The 15,059-nt window shown below is 69.4% G+C and carries 12 protein-coding genes and 1 pseudogene; 7 read left to right on the top strand and 6 right to left on the bottom strand.

What is annotated here, in order from left to right; all coding sequences use genetic code 11:
• Positions 1 to 56: 56 nt before the first annotated feature.
• The 3 genes from ACFU5O_RS30680 to ACFU5O_RS30690 all read right to left on the bottom strand — a co-directional run bounded on the left by ACFU5O_RS30680 (position 57) and on the right by ACFU5O_RS30690 (position 2,967).
• Entirely contained in the window at positions 57 to 1,445 is a 1,389-nt protein-coding gene (locus ACFU5O_RS30680; protein WP_384245427.1) for a hypothetical protein, read from the bottom strand.
• Positions 1,446 to 1,525: 80 nt separating this feature from the next.
• Entirely contained in the window at positions 1,526 to 2,365 is an 840-nt protein-coding gene (locus ACFU5O_RS30685) for a hypothetical protein (protein ID WP_384245428.1), read from the bottom strand.
• A gap of 86 nt (positions 2,366 to 2,451) precedes the next feature.
• Positions 2,452 to 2,967 carry a hypothetical protein gene (locus ACFU5O_RS30690; protein WP_384245429.1) on the bottom strand — a complete coding sequence of 172 codons (516 nt, stop codon included), beginning with the start codon at positions 2,965 to 2,967 and terminating at the stop codon, positions 2,452 to 2,454.
• Positions 2,968 to 3,401: 434 nt separating this feature from the next.
• Here ACFU5O_RS30690 and ACFU5O_RS30695 point away from each other — a divergent pair, with 434 nt between their 5' ends.
• From ACFU5O_RS30695 to ACFU5O_RS30705, 3 genes are read left to right on the top strand one after another with little or no spacing between them, the layout of a single operon-like run.
• Complete coding sequence (locus ACFU5O_RS30695) at positions 3,402 to 4,622, top strand: RCC1-like domain-containing protein (protein WP_384245430.1); 1,221 nt, start codon at positions 3,402 to 3,404, stop codon at positions 4,620 to 4,622.
• Between the two features lie 13 nt (positions 4,623 to 4,635).
• Positions 4,636 to 5,865 (top strand): RCC1 domain-containing protein, encoded by a 1,230-nt coding sequence (locus tag ACFU5O_RS30700; RefSeq protein ID WP_384245432.1) that lies wholly within the window; start codon positions 4,636 to 4,638, stop codon positions 5,863 to 5,865.
• A 47-nt stretch (positions 5,866 to 5,912) separates the two neighbouring features.
• Positions 5,913 to 7,091 (top strand): RCC1 domain-containing protein, encoded by a 1,179-nt coding sequence (locus ACFU5O_RS30705; RefSeq protein WP_384245433.1) that lies wholly within the window; start codon positions 5,913 to 5,915, stop codon positions 7,089 to 7,091.
• Positions 7,092 to 7,387: 296 nt separating this feature from the next.
• Here the strand turns inward: ACFU5O_RS30705 and ACFU5O_RS30710 are convergent.
• Positions 7,388 to 7,537 (bottom strand): annotated as a pseudogene (locus ACFU5O_RS30710) (IS481 family transposase); the annotation flags it as partial.
• Positions 7,538 to 7,657: 120 nt separating this feature from the next.
• Between ACFU5O_RS30710 and ACFU5O_RS30715 the strand changes: the two are divergent.
• A complete protein-coding gene (locus ACFU5O_RS30715) occupies positions 7,658 to 9,274 on the top strand; it encodes a phospholipase D family protein (protein WP_384245434.1) in 1,617 nt (538 codons plus the stop codon).
• 185 nt (positions 9,275 to 9,459) lie between these two features.
• Positions 9,460 to 10,320 (top strand): DUF817 domain-containing protein, encoded by an 861-nt coding sequence (locus tag ACFU5O_RS30720; RefSeq protein ID WP_384245435.1) that lies wholly within the window; start codon positions 9,460 to 9,462, stop codon positions 10,318 to 10,320.
• 122 nt (positions 10,321 to 10,442) lie between these two features.
• Here ACFU5O_RS30720 and ACFU5O_RS30725 read toward each other — a convergent pair whose 3' ends face one another.
• Positions 10,443 to 11,756 carry an MFS transporter gene (locus tag ACFU5O_RS30725; RefSeq protein WP_384245486.1) on the bottom strand — a complete coding sequence of 438 codons (1,314 nt, stop codon included), beginning with the start codon at positions 11,754 to 11,756 and terminating at the stop codon, positions 10,443 to 10,445.
• Positions 11,757 to 12,317: 561 nt separating this feature from the next.
• Here ACFU5O_RS30725 and ACFU5O_RS30730 point away from each other — a divergent pair.
• On the top strand, positions 12,318 to 12,593 hold the full coding sequence (locus ACFU5O_RS30730; protein ID WP_384245437.1) for a type B 50S ribosomal protein L31: 276 nt from the start codon (positions 12,318 to 12,320) through the stop codon (positions 12,591 to 12,593).
• Between the two features lie 614 nt (positions 12,594 to 13,207).
• Entirely contained in the window at positions 13,208 to 13,618 is a 411-nt protein-coding gene (locus ACFU5O_RS30735; protein WP_384245438.1) for a VOC family protein, read from the top strand.
• 225 nt (positions 13,619 to 13,843) lie between these two features.
• On the opposite strand, the gene ACFU5O_RS30740 is transcribed toward ACFU5O_RS30735, so the two are convergent.
• Positions 13,844 to 14,683 carry an endonuclease I family protein gene (locus tag ACFU5O_RS30740; RefSeq protein WP_384245439.1) on the bottom strand — a complete coding sequence of 280 codons (840 nt, stop codon included), beginning with the start codon at positions 14,681 to 14,683 and terminating at the stop codon, positions 13,844 to 13,846.
• Positions 14,684 to 15,059: the final 376 nt, after the last annotated feature.

Below are 15,059 nucleotides of genomic sequence, written 5' to 3' on the forward strand. Positions count from 1 at the left end.
GCGATCGTCCTGGTGGACCACGTCGACGAACACGCGGGCGAACGCCTCGGCGAACCTCACCCCATTGGCACGCTCCGAGCCGTCCGGTCGCCGGGTGCCGTGGGTGCAGGAATGTCCAGCAGCCCCTTGTCGGCGGAGCTCGCCGGGTCATCCGCGCCCACGGGTGTGGTGGTCATGGGCCGGGCTGCAGCGCAGCGTTGCTTCTCGGACTCGGTCATGGGACCGGTGCGCTGGAGGATGCGGTCCGGTACCGCCCGCGAGGGTCCGTCGATGACGGCGTGCAGCCGGTAGTCGTCCTTCTTGCTGACGAACCAGCCCTCGACGCGCTCCCTGCTGGGCTGCATCTCCACCCAACTGACCTCGCCGGGCTGGATCTTCTCCACGACCTCCCGCCGGTCACTGCTGAACCACTGCCAGGGCCGGTGCCATCCCTTCTCGTAGGCGAGCGCGAACTGAGCAGCCATGGGGCGCTCCTTGAGCCGCTTCTCGTCCTCCTGCCGCACTCCGGTCGTGGGCAGTCGCGCCACCTCGTCGAGGGCGAGCTGTGCGTCCGCGTACGTCTGGGCGATGCTGTCGTGGCTGCGCTCGGCGTAGGAGAGTGTGCGGGTGTGCTCCAGCGGATTGCGCGTGCAGTTGATGAACGCCTCTCCGATCACTCTTGCCCTGTCGTAGTAGCGGAAGGAAGTACGGAGGTCGGGCCGGAAGGTGCAGGCGCTCTCACCGTTGCAGGCGGCGGCGGCGTTGTGCAGCCACTTCTCGCGCTCATTGCCCTTGTAGGCCTCGGACCTCTGCAGTGTCGTCTTGTCGACGGTCTTGTCCAGAGCCGGGGGCACCTCGACGGCACGGATCCTGGCGATCATGGGAGTGCAGGTCACATGGGTTCGGGTGTCGGTGACCTTCGAGGTGAAAGTGAGCATCGGCTCGTTCTCGCCGGCGGTGAACTCATAGGTCCGCCGCGTCCAACGTCCCGGTCCGGGTCTGCCCTTGGCACGGTCGGGATCGCCGGCCGTGGTGGCCTGCCGGATCTGTCCGCCAACACCCTCCACCGTGTACGGCTGGCCGTCGGCGACCTGTTCCCCGGTGCACTCCTTGGACACCGCCGGGCTGTCTTCGTAGCTGACCGTGACCTTGGCTCCGGCGCGCACTCCCCGCAGGCGCTGCTGGAGGGAGTTGCCGTCCTTCTGGAGCGCCACGCCATGGGAGTTGTCGGCGCGTCCTGAAGCAGAGGGCGAGTAGCGCTGGTTGGCGCCTGTCCAGAAGTCGATGGCGACGGTGACGGGGCCCTCCCCCTTCATGGCGGGTTCTGCGAAGTCGCCGTTGAGCACGGGGACGGGTTGCGATGCCGTGGCGCCGGCCGCGTCGAGTGTCGTGACGGACGGCAGCATCAGCCCGGCGACACCGAAGGCGGCCAGGAGGTGAAGCGGCGGGCGGACAGGGCGGCGCATGGTGGGGGTGCTCCTTTGTTGTGCGGAACTACGAGGCTGACCGGCCCTGCGCGTGTGCGACAGGGCTCGTACGCAGGGGATCAGGGAGAAGTGTCACCGTCGGTGGCCGTGTCGCCGGTGGGACGCTTGCGGCCGCAGAGCTTGTCGGGGACGGCGTAGGTCTGGGCGACGAAGGTGCTGCTGTTGACCATGGAGGGGCTGTCCACGGCCACGTTGGTGATTGTCTGGCCCTTGTCGGTGACGAGCTTGCCAACGACCCGTCGCATCGCCGCGCTCGCTCCGAACACCAGCATGTCGTAGGGCTTGACGGTGGTCCTGTAGGTGGTGGTCTCGGTGTTCTCGATCGTCCAGGACTTGGAGTACGTCGCCTTGAACGCGGCCTCGAAGGCCAGCTTCGCGCTCAGGGAGCCGGAGACCTTGGCCCCGCCGCCGACGTTGACCTTGGTGCCGTTCTCCGAGGTCGGCCCGTCCTTGAGGTTGGGCGTCTTGATGTTGCTGCTGGTCTCGTTGCCGAGAGTCGTGGTGACCTCGCCGGAAGCGGTGACGGTGCCTTCCGCGGTGACCTTGCCCGAGATCTCGCCGCCGATGTTGTCGGAGCTGCTCGTGCGCAGGGTCACGGTCCGGTCGATCTGCATGGGATCGGTGGTGCAGTTGACCACCGCGTTGCCCAGCGACTTCACCGCCGTGGTGTATTCACGGTCGGCGGTGGGGTCGATCTGGAAGGTGCAGGCGGACCGCTGGGTCCCGCAGTACTCCACGATGTCGCCGATCGATGATTCGCGACGGTCGGCGGTGAAGCCGCGGGCCGTGGGCACCTTCCCGGCGTCCTGTTCGGCGACGGCAGGTGGGGCGAGCGGTACGGCGATGCCGAGGGCGAGGACGGCGAGGAGCGTGGCGCGGCGCAGTGGGCGCGTGCTCATGGGGAAGTCCCTTCTGTTCGGGGATTGAGGAAGAGTGGTGCGCGGATGTCCGGGACGGGACACGGTGTTCACCGCGCCCGCGCCACTCAGGGTCCGAGGAGCGCGCACAGCTGTGAGACGGGGAAGGGGGAACTGCCCGCGTCCGTGGACCCTTCCGGCAGGGAAGCGGGGAAGCCCTCACAGGTCGACTCGACGGCTTCCTTCGCGTTGTCGGCGGGCTCCGGGCGGTAGGTGTCGATGGTGTTGGTCATGTCTGTGATCCCGCCTTCCTCACGCTCGCCCTTGCCGGCCAACTTCTCCATGCAGTCGCTCGAACCCGGCTGGCATTCCTGAATCTTCTTGCCGGTCTCGTCGATGTCCTTGCCGGCCTTGTCGGCCGCCGCCTGGGTCTTCTTCTGCTGCTCGTCGATCTCTTTCGCCTGTTCCTCGTTGGCTTCGCGGTCCTTGCACGCCTGGTCCTCCGGCTGGCATTCGGCCGCCGCCGGGACGTGGGCACGGGCGTGGGCACGGGCGAGGGAGACGAACCCGCCCAGGGGCAGAACGCCGGTGACGGACAGGGCTGAGGCGAGAGCGGAGGTGAGCAGGGCGCGACGTACGGTCATGAGGGGGTGCATGCGAACTCCCGGCAGGTGGAGACAAATTGGGAGAGGGACGAGGGGAGCGCCGGGACGGGGCAGAGCCCTGCCACCAAGATCACCAAGCGCACGCCGAACGTACCCAGATCCCCCTCGACGTCACGGCAGGACACACGGGCGGCGCGCCGGAAGTCCCGGCTCACCGCTTCGGCGGATCGGTGACACCGCCCCGGCCGATCCGAACGACCTTCCGCCATACGGGTACTTCGGCGGTTTTGACTCGCCTTTGACGATCTTCGTAGGGCAGTCTGCTCGATGACCGGTAGCCCCATCCCGGCTGCCGGCTCCCGGCCGTGAGCCCTTCGAGCCCAGAGGCCGAAGCATGTCGTGCCCCGCACGCATATCCCCCTGAAGCACGTCGCAGCCCGCGCGTGTGCCCGCCCTTCCTCCGAAGGAGAGCCATGTCCCCTTCCCGTCGCAGCCCCCTGCGCAGGTGCACAGGCCTCGCCGTCGCCGCACTCGCCACGGCCGCCGCTCTGACCGGCGTGTCCGGACTCGCCCCCACCGCCATCGCCAACGAGGGCAACCCGACCGTTCTGAGCTGGGGCGCCGGCCGCACCGGCCAGCTCGGCAACGGCACCATGACCGACAGCCTTTCACCCTCCTCTGTGACCAGCCTCTTCCGTGGCGACGTCGACCAGCTCTCCGGCGGCGGTACGTCGTCCTCCGACTCGTTCGCCCTGGCCCGCACCGACAGGACCGTCAAGTCCTGGGGACACAACTCCTCCGGCCAGCTGGGCAACGGCGGACGTGCCAACCAGACCGTGCCCACCACCGTCCCACGACTGACCGGTATCAAGGACATCGCCGCCGGCGGCCAGCACGGCCTCGCTCTCGACACGAGCGGCCAGGTGTACTCCTGGGGCGACAACACCTACGGGCAGCTCGGGAACAACCGCACCGGCGACAGCCGTACCGTCCCGGACCGCGTCCAGGGAATGCCCAAGGTCAAGCAGATCTCCGCCGGCTGCGACTTCAGCCTGGCCCTGCTGGAGAACGGCAAGGTCTACGCCTGGGGCCGCGGCATCCACGGCCAGCTGGGCACCGGGAACCGCGCCACCAGCGCCGTACCGCGGCAGGTCACCGGTCTGGAGAACATCGTCGCGATCGACGCCGGCTGCTACCACGCACTCGCACTCACCGCCGACAACACCGTCAAGTCCTGGGGCTACAACCTCTACGGTCAGCTCGGGAACTCCAGCACCAAGTCCTCCACCGCCCCGGTCGACGTCGACTGGCTCGAGGATGTCGCCTCCATCGAGGCCGGCGCCCACCACAACTATGTGATCACCAGCGACAGCAAGGTCTGGGGCTGGGGCAACAACCAGTACGGCCAGCTGCTTGAAGCCGATGAGGCGTTCGACGCCAACGTCTCGCGCACCAACCGCACGGCTCCGGTCGAGATCCCCCGCTTGGAAGGGGTCCAGCACCTGGCTGCCGGGGCGCGCCACGGCGTCGCCGTCACCGCCGACGACGTCTTCACGTGGGGGCACAACGGCGAGGGCCAGCTCGGCAACGGCACCACCGTGGCCCGCTACGAGTCCGTGAAGATCCTCAGCGAGGGATCCGCGATCAAGGATGTGTCTGCCTCGCTCGGCGGCAACACGACGTACGCGTACTGAGCCGGAGAAGCTCATGACACTCACGTATTCCTCCTCCGCCGAGCGTTCCGGCGCCCGGGGCCGCATGCGCACCGCTCTCACCGTTGCGCTGGCCGTTCCCCTCACCCTGGCCTCGCTCGCCGCTACCGCCCGGCCCGCCGGTGCCGAAACCGGAGACCCCTGGGTGCGGGCCTGGGGGTTGAACGGCGTCGGGCAGCTCGGAAATGGCACCACCCTCAACCAGCAGACCCCCGGATCGGTCGCCGGCATCGCGCGCAACGAGGTGCGTGAACTGGCGGCAGGGGGCGGCAACGACAACAATCCCTTCGCACTGGTCCTGCTCGAGGACGGCACCGTCAAGTCCTGGGGCGCCAACGTCGACGGGCAGCTCGGCAACGGCACGACCACCTCGCAGAGTTTCCCCTCCGCGGTCTCCGCGATCTCCGGGGCCTCCGATGTCGCCGCCGGCGTCAACTTCGGGCTCGCCGTGCGCAACGGCCGGGTGCTGTCCTGGGGCAGGAACACCAGCGGTCAACTCGGCAACGGCATCACCGCACCAGGAACGGACGGCCCCGTGAGCCTCCCGGTCGCCGTGCAGAGCCTCGCCGGAGTCAAGGACGTCGCGGCGGGCTGCTACCACGCCGTCGCCCTGCGCGAGGACGGCACGGTCTGGACGTGGGGCGCCAACTCCCAGGGTCAGCTCGGCATCGGCTCGACCATCGACCAGAACACGCCGAAGAAGGTGCAGGGCCTTGAGGACATCGTGGCCGTCTCCGCGGGCTGCTACCACGGGGTCGCCCTCTCCGCCGCGGGCACCGTCAAGACATGGGGCCGCAACGTCGACGGCCAACTCGGCAACGACAGCACCTCCGAGAGCCGCATCCCTGTCGATGTACACAAGCTCGAGGGCGTCTCCGCAGTCTTCGCGGGCGGCTACCACAACTTCGCGATCCTGGACGACGGAACTGTCAGCGCCTGGGGCGGGAACTGGGCCGGCCAGCTCGGCGACGGCACCACCACCCTGAGAACGACGCCCGTCCCCCTGCCCCACCTGGTCGGTGTCGAGTCCATGGCCGGCGGATACAACCACACCCTGGCCGTGCTCGACGACCAGTCGGTCCTCGCCTGGGGTGACAACAGCGCCGGTCAGCTCGGCGACGGCACCACCACGGCGTCTCTCGCGCCGGTCCGCTCCCTGCCCGCGGGCAGCGGCACGACCCGCGCCGCGACCTCCACCGTGTGGAAGTCGAGCTACGCCTACTGAACCGGCCTGCTCCCACCAGTCTCTCTCCCTCCCAGAAAGGCCCTGGCATGACGATCACCCTGCGCACCGCGATCACCGCCTCCCTGTCTCTCGCCGTCCTCGCGGCGCCCTGTCTGCCGGCCCACGCGGTCGGCACCGACCCCTGGGTACGGGGCTGGGGAACCAACGGTCTCGGTCAGCTCGGCAACGGCAGCACCGTCAATCAGCAGACGCCGTCCGACGTCCAGGGCATCGCCCGTGACCACGTACGGGAGTTGTCCGGAGGCGGCGACGCCACCACGAACCCGTTCGCCGTCGCCGTGCTCAAGGACGGCACTGTCAAGTCGTGGGGCGCCAACCTCACCGGCCAGCTCGGCAACGGCACGACCACATCGCAGAGTTTCCCCGCCACTGTCGCCGGGCTCTCCGGCGTCAGTGAGATCTCCGCGGGGAGCACTCATGTCCTCGCGGTCAAGGGCGGCCGTGTCCTCGCCTGGGGCAGCAACGCCAAGGGGCAGCTGGGCACCGGTGTGACCGCTGCCGACCCCGGTGGAGTGCAGAAGACCCCGGTCGACGTGCAGAGCCTCGCCAAGGTCAAGGACGTCGGAGCCGGCTGCGACTTCAGCGTCGCCCTGCGCGAGGACGGCACCGTCTGGACCTGGGGGGCGGGTGACAACGGCAGGCTCGGCACCGGCAACACCACGGCCCGCAACACTCCGCAGAAGGTCAATGACCTCACCGACGTCGCGGCCATCTCGGTCGGCTGCGACTTCGTCCTCGCCCTGACTGCCGACGGCATCGTCAAGGCATGGGGCCGCAACACCGAAGGCCAGCTCGGCAACGACACGGTGACCGACAGCAGCGTCCCCGTCGACGTTCAGTACCTCAGCGCCGTCGCACGGATCTCCGCCACCGCCTACAGCAGTTTCGCCGTCCTGGACGACGCATCCGTCGTCGCCTGGGGCAGGAACAGCAACAGCCAGCTCGGGGACGGCACCACCACCAACCGCACCACCGCCGTCCCGATCGACCGGCTGCAGGGAGTACGGGACATCGCCGGCGGGCTCGACCACACCGTCGCCGCCCTCGACGACGGCTCGGTGCTCGCCTGGGGAGCCAACGCCAATGCGCAGCTCGGCGACGGCACCACCAACTCCACCGACAAGCCCGTGGTCGTCCTGCCCGCAGGCAGCGGCATCGACCATGTCGCGACCTCCAGGACCGGCAAGTCCAGCTTCGCCTACTGAACCGACCGGCGTCCCGCCGCAACCCCCGTCGGCCGCCGCCGACTTCGGTACGACAGTCCGCATACGCCGTACCGAAGTCGGTCTCGAAGGATGCAGCCGGCAGGTTGGCCGTTCCCGGAGGCCATGCGTCCGCGAACGACCGCCATCCGTCCACGGGCAGCGGGTGAGCTGTCCCGCTGAAGCGTGACCGCGCATTTCTGAAGCCGGGCGCATTTCTGAAGCCGGACTCCCCGTGTCCACCGTGCCCCCTCCGGACAGCCCCGCGGTCAGGAACGTCGACCGCGGGACGAATCCCGCTCCCGGTGACGGGCCAGGATCCGGTGGGCGGTGGCGTGGCCGGCCTGGAAGCGTTCCGCGGCCCACCGCGACGACCGGCCGTCGTCCACGACGCACCGCGCCGGACGCAGTCTGCCGGTCTGGGTCGGTGGGGCACTACGGTGGGACACGAGGGTCTCCCGCGCGTCGGCGCTGATGTCGCAGTCCACGGGATCGGCCCGAGAGCGGTACGCAAGAGACCGCTGGAAGCGCACGTGGTCCCCAGCGTCGTAGGTCGGAGGTGCCGTTCCGTGGAACCCACCGACTGGCTGCTGACGGCCAGTGAACGCGGCAATCCCGCCACCTGCCTGGACCGTCGGCGCCCCGACGGGACCGCATGGTCGGTCGGCAACGAAGCCCGCCCCTTGGTCCACGGCGCGACGTACTTCGCCGAGCTGCTCGCCTCCGTCCGCGCTCTGCGGGCCGGAGACCTGCTGCTGTTCACCGACTGGCGCGGCGATCCCGACGAACGGCTCGCGGGACCCGGGACCGAGATCGGCACCGTTCTGCGCGAGGCGGCCGGGCGCGGAGTCGTCGTCAAGGGTCTGGTCTGGCGGTCCCACCTGGACAGTTTCCAGTTCAGCGAGGAGGAGAACCGCCACCTTGGCAAGGAGGTCCGGGCGGGTGGCGGCGAGTACCTGCTGGACATGCGGGTCCGTCCGGGCGGCTCGCACCACCAGAAGTGCGTCCTCCTGCGCCATCCCGGGCGTCCCGAGCTCGACATCGCGTACATCGGTGGCATCGACCTGTCCCACAACCGCAACGACGACATCGACCACGGCGGCGACGACCACTCCCAGCCCATCGCCGACGCGTACGGACCGCACCCGCCCTGGCACGACATCCAGCTCGCGATCCGGGGCCCGGCGGTCGGCGACATCGAGACCGTCTTCCGGGAACGCTGGACGGACCCGGCGCCCCTCAGCCGCAGCCCGCTGTCCCGGCTGCGCGAACGGCTGCACCGCGAGGACACCCACGCGGACCCACTGCCCCCTCAGCTGCCCGATCCCCCGCCCTGCGGCACGCACACGGTGCAGGTGCTGCGCACGTACCCCAACCGGCTGCTGCGGGGCTACGACTTCGCCCCCGACGGTGAACGCAGCATCGCGCGTGCCTACCTGAAGGCACTGCGGCGGGCCCGGGCACTCATCTATCTGGAGGACCAGTACCTGTGGTCCCCGAACGTGGTGAAGTACTTCGCCCGGGCGCTCCGGGCCAACCCCGGGCTACGCCTCATCGCTGTCATCCCCACCGTCCCCGAGCAGGACGGCCCGCTCACACTGCCGATGAACCTGATCGGCCGCATCACCGCCCTGGAGTCCCTGCGGAGGGCGGGCGGCGGGCGGGTCGCGGTGTACGGGATCGAGAACCATGCCGGGACACCGGTGTACGTGCACGCCAAAGTGTGCGTGATCGACGACGTGTGGGCCGCGGCCGGCTCCGACAACATCAACCTGCGCTCCTGGACGCACGACTCCGAACTCAGCTGCGCGGTTCTGGACGAGACCACGGACCTCCGGGAACCGCAGGACCCCGGTGGTCTCGGCGACGGCGCGCGCCGCTTCGCCAGGAACCTCCGGCTGATGCTCGCGCGCGAGCACCTGGACCGGGAGGAACCCGGGGACCCGCAGACCCCCGACGTCCTGTGCGATCCGGTAGGTGCCTTCGACGCTTTCGCGGCAGCAGCGGCCGCGCTGGACTCCTGGCACGAAAACGGCCGTTCGGGTCCACGGCCGCCCGGACGTCTGCGCGCCTACCGGCCACCGGAGCTCTCGCGAGTGCAGCGGCTGCTCGCCACGCCGCTCTACCGCGTGATCGTCGATCCGGACGGCCGCCCTCTGCGACTGCGGCTTCACAACGCGTTCTGAGAAGCCGGCGGGCCGCCTCTGGCGCGATCGTGTCGCGGCGAGGAGGTCCGCGACAGCAGGTGGAGGCCGACGGCCTGCCCAAGGCGGACCAGCAGCTGCGGTGTCCGGCGGGCTCTGACGCGGATCGGGACCGGCCCTCGGCACCGTCGGAAAACCGCCGGCGGCCGCGCCGCGTCCTACCAGGCATGCACAAGGTCGTAGGCGAGGTCGTAGGCGAGGTCGTAGGCGCCATGAGTCAGCTGGTCAGGTTCGCGATACTGCAGATGCGGTGCTGCGCGTTCGCGGTGGCGCTCCTCGGCGGTATCGCTGTGTCCCGCCTGCTGCCGGATTCGCCGATCGCCCGGTACGACCTCGTGCTCGTGTACGGCCTGCTGCTCACCGTCGTGGCTCGCCGAACGGGGTGGGAAAGCGGGCGGGACACGATGGTGATCGCCTTGTGCCATGTCGTGGGGCTGCTGTTCGAACTGGTCAAGGTGCGCATGGGATCGTGGAGCTATCCGGAGGACGCGGTGACGAAGATCGCCGGAGTGCCTCTGTACGGCGGATTCATGTACGCGGCGGTCGCGAGCTATGTGTGCCGGGCATGGCACCTGTTCGAGCTGCGCTTCACCGGTTACCGCGCCACAGCCACCGCAGTGGTCGCAGGGGCCGTTTACGTCAACTTCTTCACCCATCACTTCCTGCCCGACCTGCGCTGGCCACTGGCTGCCGCGATGGTGGGCGTCACCGCGGGGGTTCGGGTCGGGTTCACCGTGGGCCGGCGCCGCTACCGGATGCCGCTGGCCGTCTCCTTCGTCCTGATCGGCTTCTTCCTGTGGGTCGCGGAGAACGCCGCCACCTATGTCGGCGCCTGGAGCTACCCCGACCAGCTCTCGGGATGGCAGCCTGTGGCGCTCACCAAGTTCGGCGCCTGGGCATTGCTCATCAGCGTCACGTTCGTCCTGGCCGAACGTATGAGGTCGGCGGGCAGCCGGACGGGGAGTGAACCTGCGCCGGCGGCGCCGCCGACCGGCCCAGCAGCGGCCGCGGACGCAAACGGCCGCTGACGGGCAGGCAGTGGGGTCGTTGGGGAGACACTTGTCGGCCGTTGCGTGGAGGACCAGTGCGGGTACGTCCGTCGCGGGAACGTCGGCCTGAAGTCGGTCGCCCTGGTGGGGTACCGCAGGCCTCAGTCCGCGCCGTGGCGGGGTGCCTTCGGCGGGATGCAGAAGAGCGCGAGGGCGGCGGCCGTCAGGTACGCCGCCGCGCCGACGGCCATGCTGGTCCGCAGCCCGGTGGTGAAGCTGGCTGTGGCGGCCAGTAGCGAGCCTCCCAGCGCGACGCCTGCGGCGCTGCCGATCTGGCGGGTGGTGTTGAACAGGGCGGAGGCGGTGCCGGAGTACGTGTCCGGGGCGGCCGACATCACGGTGGTGGTTGATCCGGTCAGGGCGAAGGACGTGCCGAATCCCGCCGCCATCATCGGCGCCACGAGCAGGAGATAGTCCGGGTCCGGTCCGGCCGCGGCCCAGCCGGCCAGCCCTGCCGCTCCAAGGAGCATGCCGGTGACCACAAGTGGGCGGTGCCCGGTGCGGCGAGCCAGTCGCCCGGACAGGACGGAGGCGAACATGGTCATGGCCACCGCCGGGAAGAGGGCGATCCCGGTGCGCAGCGCGGTCAGCCCGCGATGGTGCTGGAAGTACAGGCTGGCGGTGAAGATCATGCCGTAGAAGGCGAAGTTGAACAGCAGGCCGATGGCCGCTCCCCCGCCCATCGGGCGGGAGCGCAGAAGCCGCAGGGGCAGCACGGGGGTGCGCGCCGCGCGCTCACGCAGGACGAACGCCGCGGCTGCCAGCAGGCACAGGCCGGCCCCTGCAAGGATCAGTGGGTCCGCCCAGCCACGTCGTCCGGCCTCGTTGAGGACGGCGATGAGCAGCGCCACCATCGCGACGAGCGCACACTGGGCCGGCCAGTCCACAGGCCGGTCCGTGCGCCGGGCGGAAGCGGGCACATGGCGCAGCGTCAGCAGCAGACAGGCACATCCGACGGGCAGGTTGATGAAGAACACCCAGCGCCAGCCCACGGTGGTGACCAGGAGGCCGCCCAGAAGGGGTCCGGCGGCGGCAGCGACGCCGGCCATGGAGCCCCACAGGCCGAAGGCCCGGGAGCGCTCGGCAGGCGAGGGATACGCCTGTTGGAGGAGGGCGAGGGAGCCGGGCACGATCAGTGCTGCGCCGACTCCTTCGACCAGCCTGGCGGCGACCAGGGTCCCGGTGTTCTCGGCCAGTCCGCAGCCGGCCGAGGCGACGGTGAACACCACCGCCCCGGTGCAGAAGATCCGGCGGTTGCCCAGCCGATCCCCCAGCGCACCGCCGGTGAGCAGAAGGCCTGCGAAGATCAGGGTGTAACCGTCCGTGATCCACTGGATCCCGGTGAGCGAGGCCGACATCTCCCGTCCCACCACCGGAACGGCGACGTTGATGGCGGTCACGTCCAGGATGACCATGAAGTAGCCCGCGCAGACCGCGAGGAGCGGCGCCAGGTGCCGGCCCGCAGCCGCAGGCCGGTCCGGTCCGTCGTCCTGGGGGCTACCGGCGCGCACCATGGCGACACGGTATTCCAGCGACGAACGCCGCCCGCGGCTTGAGAGTCAAGCGGCGTGCCCAGAAGCCCTCAACGCTGCACCGAGTCGTCAACGGTGCGATTCGGGCCCGCGCAGGTCCAGGCGGGGTCGAAGGAACGCCGAACGGCGCCGGTCGTGGTCGTGGCGGCTGCAGAACGCTGTCATACACGGGAAGAGGTTGCGGGCGCCGGTCCACGCTCGTCGGCGTGCACGGTGGCGCTGTTGCGGGGGCCCGGAATGGGGTGGAAAGCTGAAGTGAGGCGCATCGGCATGGGCGCCCGCGGTCCGCTCGGTTTCGCAGGCCGTGGCCGGTCAGGGCATGTGCGCGCGTTTGCCGCCGGGGCGATGTCCTCCCGGTCCGACCAGATCCGAAGTGCTGGATCCGAATGGTGAAAGCTCTGCAGGCCTGCTGGATGGCTGTCCTGCACCCTTGAAGGAGCGCTCATGCAGCAGGACACGCACCCGGACTACCACCCTGTGGTGTTCCGCGACCGCGCGGCAGGCTACGCCTTCCTCACTCGTTCCACCGCAACGAGCGACCAGGTGATCGAGTGGGACGACGGCGAGACCTACCCGGTCGTGGATGTGGAGATCTCCTCGGAGAGCCACCCCTTCTACACGGGCAAGGCACGGACGGTGGACTCGGAGGGCCGTATCGCCCAGTTCGAACGCCGCTACGGCGGCGCCGGCGACAAGTCCGACGGCGGCAACGCCGCCTGAGCATCGCGCTCGACGCTGCTTCGGCCACCGGGGTGCGTCTCTTCTTGGACCATCCGCAGCCACTCGACAAGGGCCGCTGTGGCCCGGCGCGACAACCGGCGCCAGGCGCTCAAGGAGTCGCCGCGCACGGTGTTCCTCTTCCTGGCCGCGCGGTTCGGCGTCAGCGGCGTCAGCGGTGCAGTTGTCGAGCAGAGCAGTGAGGGCGGAGCGGAGGGTCGGCGGGTTCCGGGCAACTTCCCGGGGCCCGGTCCGGCAGCCAACCGTCACTCAGTGCGTCGCGTGAACTGATGTACTTCCATCAGGGCACTTCGGCCTGCTGAACGCTTGGAACCGCAGCCGGGGAGGGCGGCGGTCGCCGAGCCGGGCTCGCCCGCGTACCCGCGCCGCAGGTCTGCCGGCCGGAGTCGCCGGTGTGCTCGGGGGTTGCGGGGCGCTGCGCCGTCGGCGCGAACTCACACGCCGAAGGCCGTCACCGTCCACCTTCCGGGCCCATCCCCCGCAGCACGTCGGCAGCCTGCCTCGGGCTTTCCGAAAGGCACGCGCAGCCTGCGATGGGCCGCGCTGTCGCTACGCCACGATGGGACCCACCAAACAACCCCAAGGAGCGAGCCGGGATGGCGACCGCGACACCGCAGAAGATCACCACGTTCCTGATGTTCGAGGGCAGCGCCGAGGCAGCGGTGAATTTCTACACCTCGCTGTTCGACGACGCCGACATCGTCGACATCACCCGCTACGGGGCCGACGCCCCCGGCAAGGAGGGCACCGTGCAGCACGCCACCTTCTCGCTCGCCGGTCAGCGATTCATGTGCATCGACAGCCCCATTCAGCACGACTTCGGTTTCACTCCAGCGATCTCGCTCTACGTGCAGTGCGAGAGCGAAGCCGAGATCGACCGCCTGTACGCGGCCCTCGCCGAGCGGGGCTCGGAGCTGATGGCGCTGGGGTCCTACGGCTTCAGCCAGAAGTTCGGCTGGGTCAACGACCGCTTCGGCGTCTCCTGGCAGCTGAACCTGCCCGCATAGGCCATCCAGCCACGGCGGCGGACACGACGGCCACCAACGACGCGGCGAGCAGGGCGAGCCCCGCGCAGCGCTCCCCTTCGCGATGCGCGATCCGGCTGGTGAAAGGTCCCTGAACCTGACCCGCCGCAGCGCGTGGCCGGGCAACGTGACGCAGCCTCCGAGGGTGGCGCGGCGCTGCAGCGTGCACCACCCTCGGAGGAGGGCTGGTCAGATCGACGCGTTGTTCTACTTCCAGACCTCGTTGACCCATTCAGGGTGGTCGATGAACGGGTTCCGGTTGTGCTGGAACTTGTCGTAGATGATCTGGTTGCGCTTCTGCTCGAAGGCGTCCGGCGGGTCCTGCCGGCTCCATTCCTTCAGGACCGACAGACGGCCGATGTGTGGAGCGGAGCCGTTGTCGACCTTGTCGTTGGGTTCGAGGTCCGCGAAACCGTCCTCGCCGTCATAACGGACGGCCATATAGAAGATCATGCGTGCGACATCGCCCTTGACCGCGTCGCGGGGCTCGAAGGAGTCGCTGTCGGTGTGGTTCCCCGGCGCTTCCGCGACCTCGTCGCCGCCGGCGTCGAAGTCCTTGTTGCCACGGATGCTGTTCACCGAGACGTCCGCCGGGCGCAGGTGGTGGACGTCCGTGCCCGGTCCGGTGTCCGTGCCGAAGTCGCCGTGGGACTTCGCCCACACGTGCTCGCGGTTCCAGTCGTCGTCTCCGGTGCCGTTGCTGTCCTTGCTCTGTGAACGGCCGGTGTAGAGGAGGATGACGTTCGCCGGGTTGCCGGGGTCTTCGTCGGTGGCCTTCAGGGCGTCCCAGACGTCGTCGTAGGAGAGTTTGGTCTGCTCGCTGACGATGGTGTGGAGCGCCTTCTTGAGTTCCGGGCCGGTCTTGCCCAGTGCGTCCTTGTAGTAGGTGTCGTCATACGCCCCCACCGCGGTGATCGGGCGGGCATGGACGGGCGTGGAGGAAGCCTCGGTGGCGATCGCGGCAGTGGGCGCGGCGACACCCGCGGCGGCCACGGCGACGGCGGCTATGTGCCAGGGTTTGCGGCGGTGCAGGCGGTGGGTGGACATGGTGTGGGGGGTGTCCTTTCCCTGGACGGGCGTCCCCGTGCCCTCAACGGCGTGTCCGGGACGCGAAGTACGGTTGTTCGAACTCTGGGAGCCTTCCATGCGCCGGACCGCACTGCGTGGACACGCTGCACCCATCGTGTGCTGACCCCGTGAACGAACACGGAGGCTCCGCAACGTAGTTGGCTGTGGACCTCACCATGTCGTCCACCGGATCTCGGTCCGGATGAGCGACTCGAACACCCGCGTCCAGCCCGACTTCCCGTCCGTGCTCCCCTCCGTGCTCCCGTCCGTGCTCCTCAACCGGTTGGAAGGACCGGGAGGTTCTCTGCCCGCCCCGACGCGTCCTCGCCGCGAGTGAACCGGTACGTCCTCGCTG

The sequence above is a fragment of the Streptomyces sp. NPDC057445 genome, from assembly GCF_042802855.1.
In the GTDB taxonomy this organism is placed as follows: Bacteria; Actinomycetota; Actinomycetes; order Streptomycetales; family Streptomycetaceae; genus Streptomyces.

What these genes read in the sequence shown, in the direction of transcription:
- ACFU5O_RS30680 (WP_384245427.1), bottom strand. Translation starts at nt 1,445, where the DNA reads ATGCGCCGCCCTGTCCGCCCGCCGCTTCACCTCCTGGCCGCCTTCGGT.
- ACFU5O_RS30700 (WP_384245432.1), top strand. Translation starts at nt 4,636, where the DNA reads ATGACACTCACGTATTCCTCCTCCGCCGAGCGTTCCGGCGCCCGGGGC.
- ACFU5O_RS30740 (WP_384245439.1), bottom strand. Translation starts at nt 14,683, where the DNA reads ATGTCCACCCACCGCCTGCACCGCCGCAAACCCTGGCACATAGCCGCC.
- ACFU5O_RS30685 (WP_384245428.1), bottom strand. Translation starts at nt 2,365, where the DNA reads ATGAGCACGCGCCCACTGCGCCGCGCCACGCTCCTCGCCGTCCTCGCC.
- ACFU5O_RS30730 (WP_384245437.1), top strand. Translation starts at nt 12,318, where the DNA reads ATGCAGCAGGACACGCACCCGGACTACCACCCTGTGGTGTTCCGCGAC.
- ACFU5O_RS30695 (WP_384245430.1), top strand. Translation starts at nt 3,402, where the DNA reads ATGTCCCCTTCCCGTCGCAGCCCCCTGCGCAGGTGCACAGGCCTCGCC.
- ACFU5O_RS30725 (WP_384245486.1), bottom strand. Translation starts at nt 11,756, where the DNA reads ATGGTCATCCTGGACGTGACCGCCATCAACGTCGCCGTTCCGGTGGTG.
- ACFU5O_RS30720 (WP_384245435.1), top strand. Translation starts at nt 9,460, where the DNA reads ATGCACAAGGTCGTAGGCGAGGTCGTAGGCGAGGTCGTAGGCGCCATG.
- ACFU5O_RS30735 (WP_384245438.1), top strand. Translation starts at nt 13,208, where the DNA reads ATGGCGACCGCGACACCGCAGAAGATCACCACGTTCCTGATGTTCGAG.
- ACFU5O_RS30705 (WP_384245433.1), top strand. Translation starts at nt 5,913, where the DNA reads ATGACGATCACCCTGCGCACCGCGATCACCGCCTCCCTGTCTCTCGCC.
- ACFU5O_RS30690 (WP_384245429.1), bottom strand. Translation starts at nt 2,967, where the DNA reads ATGACCGTACGTCGCGCCCTGCTCACCTCCGCTCTCGCCTCAGCCCTG.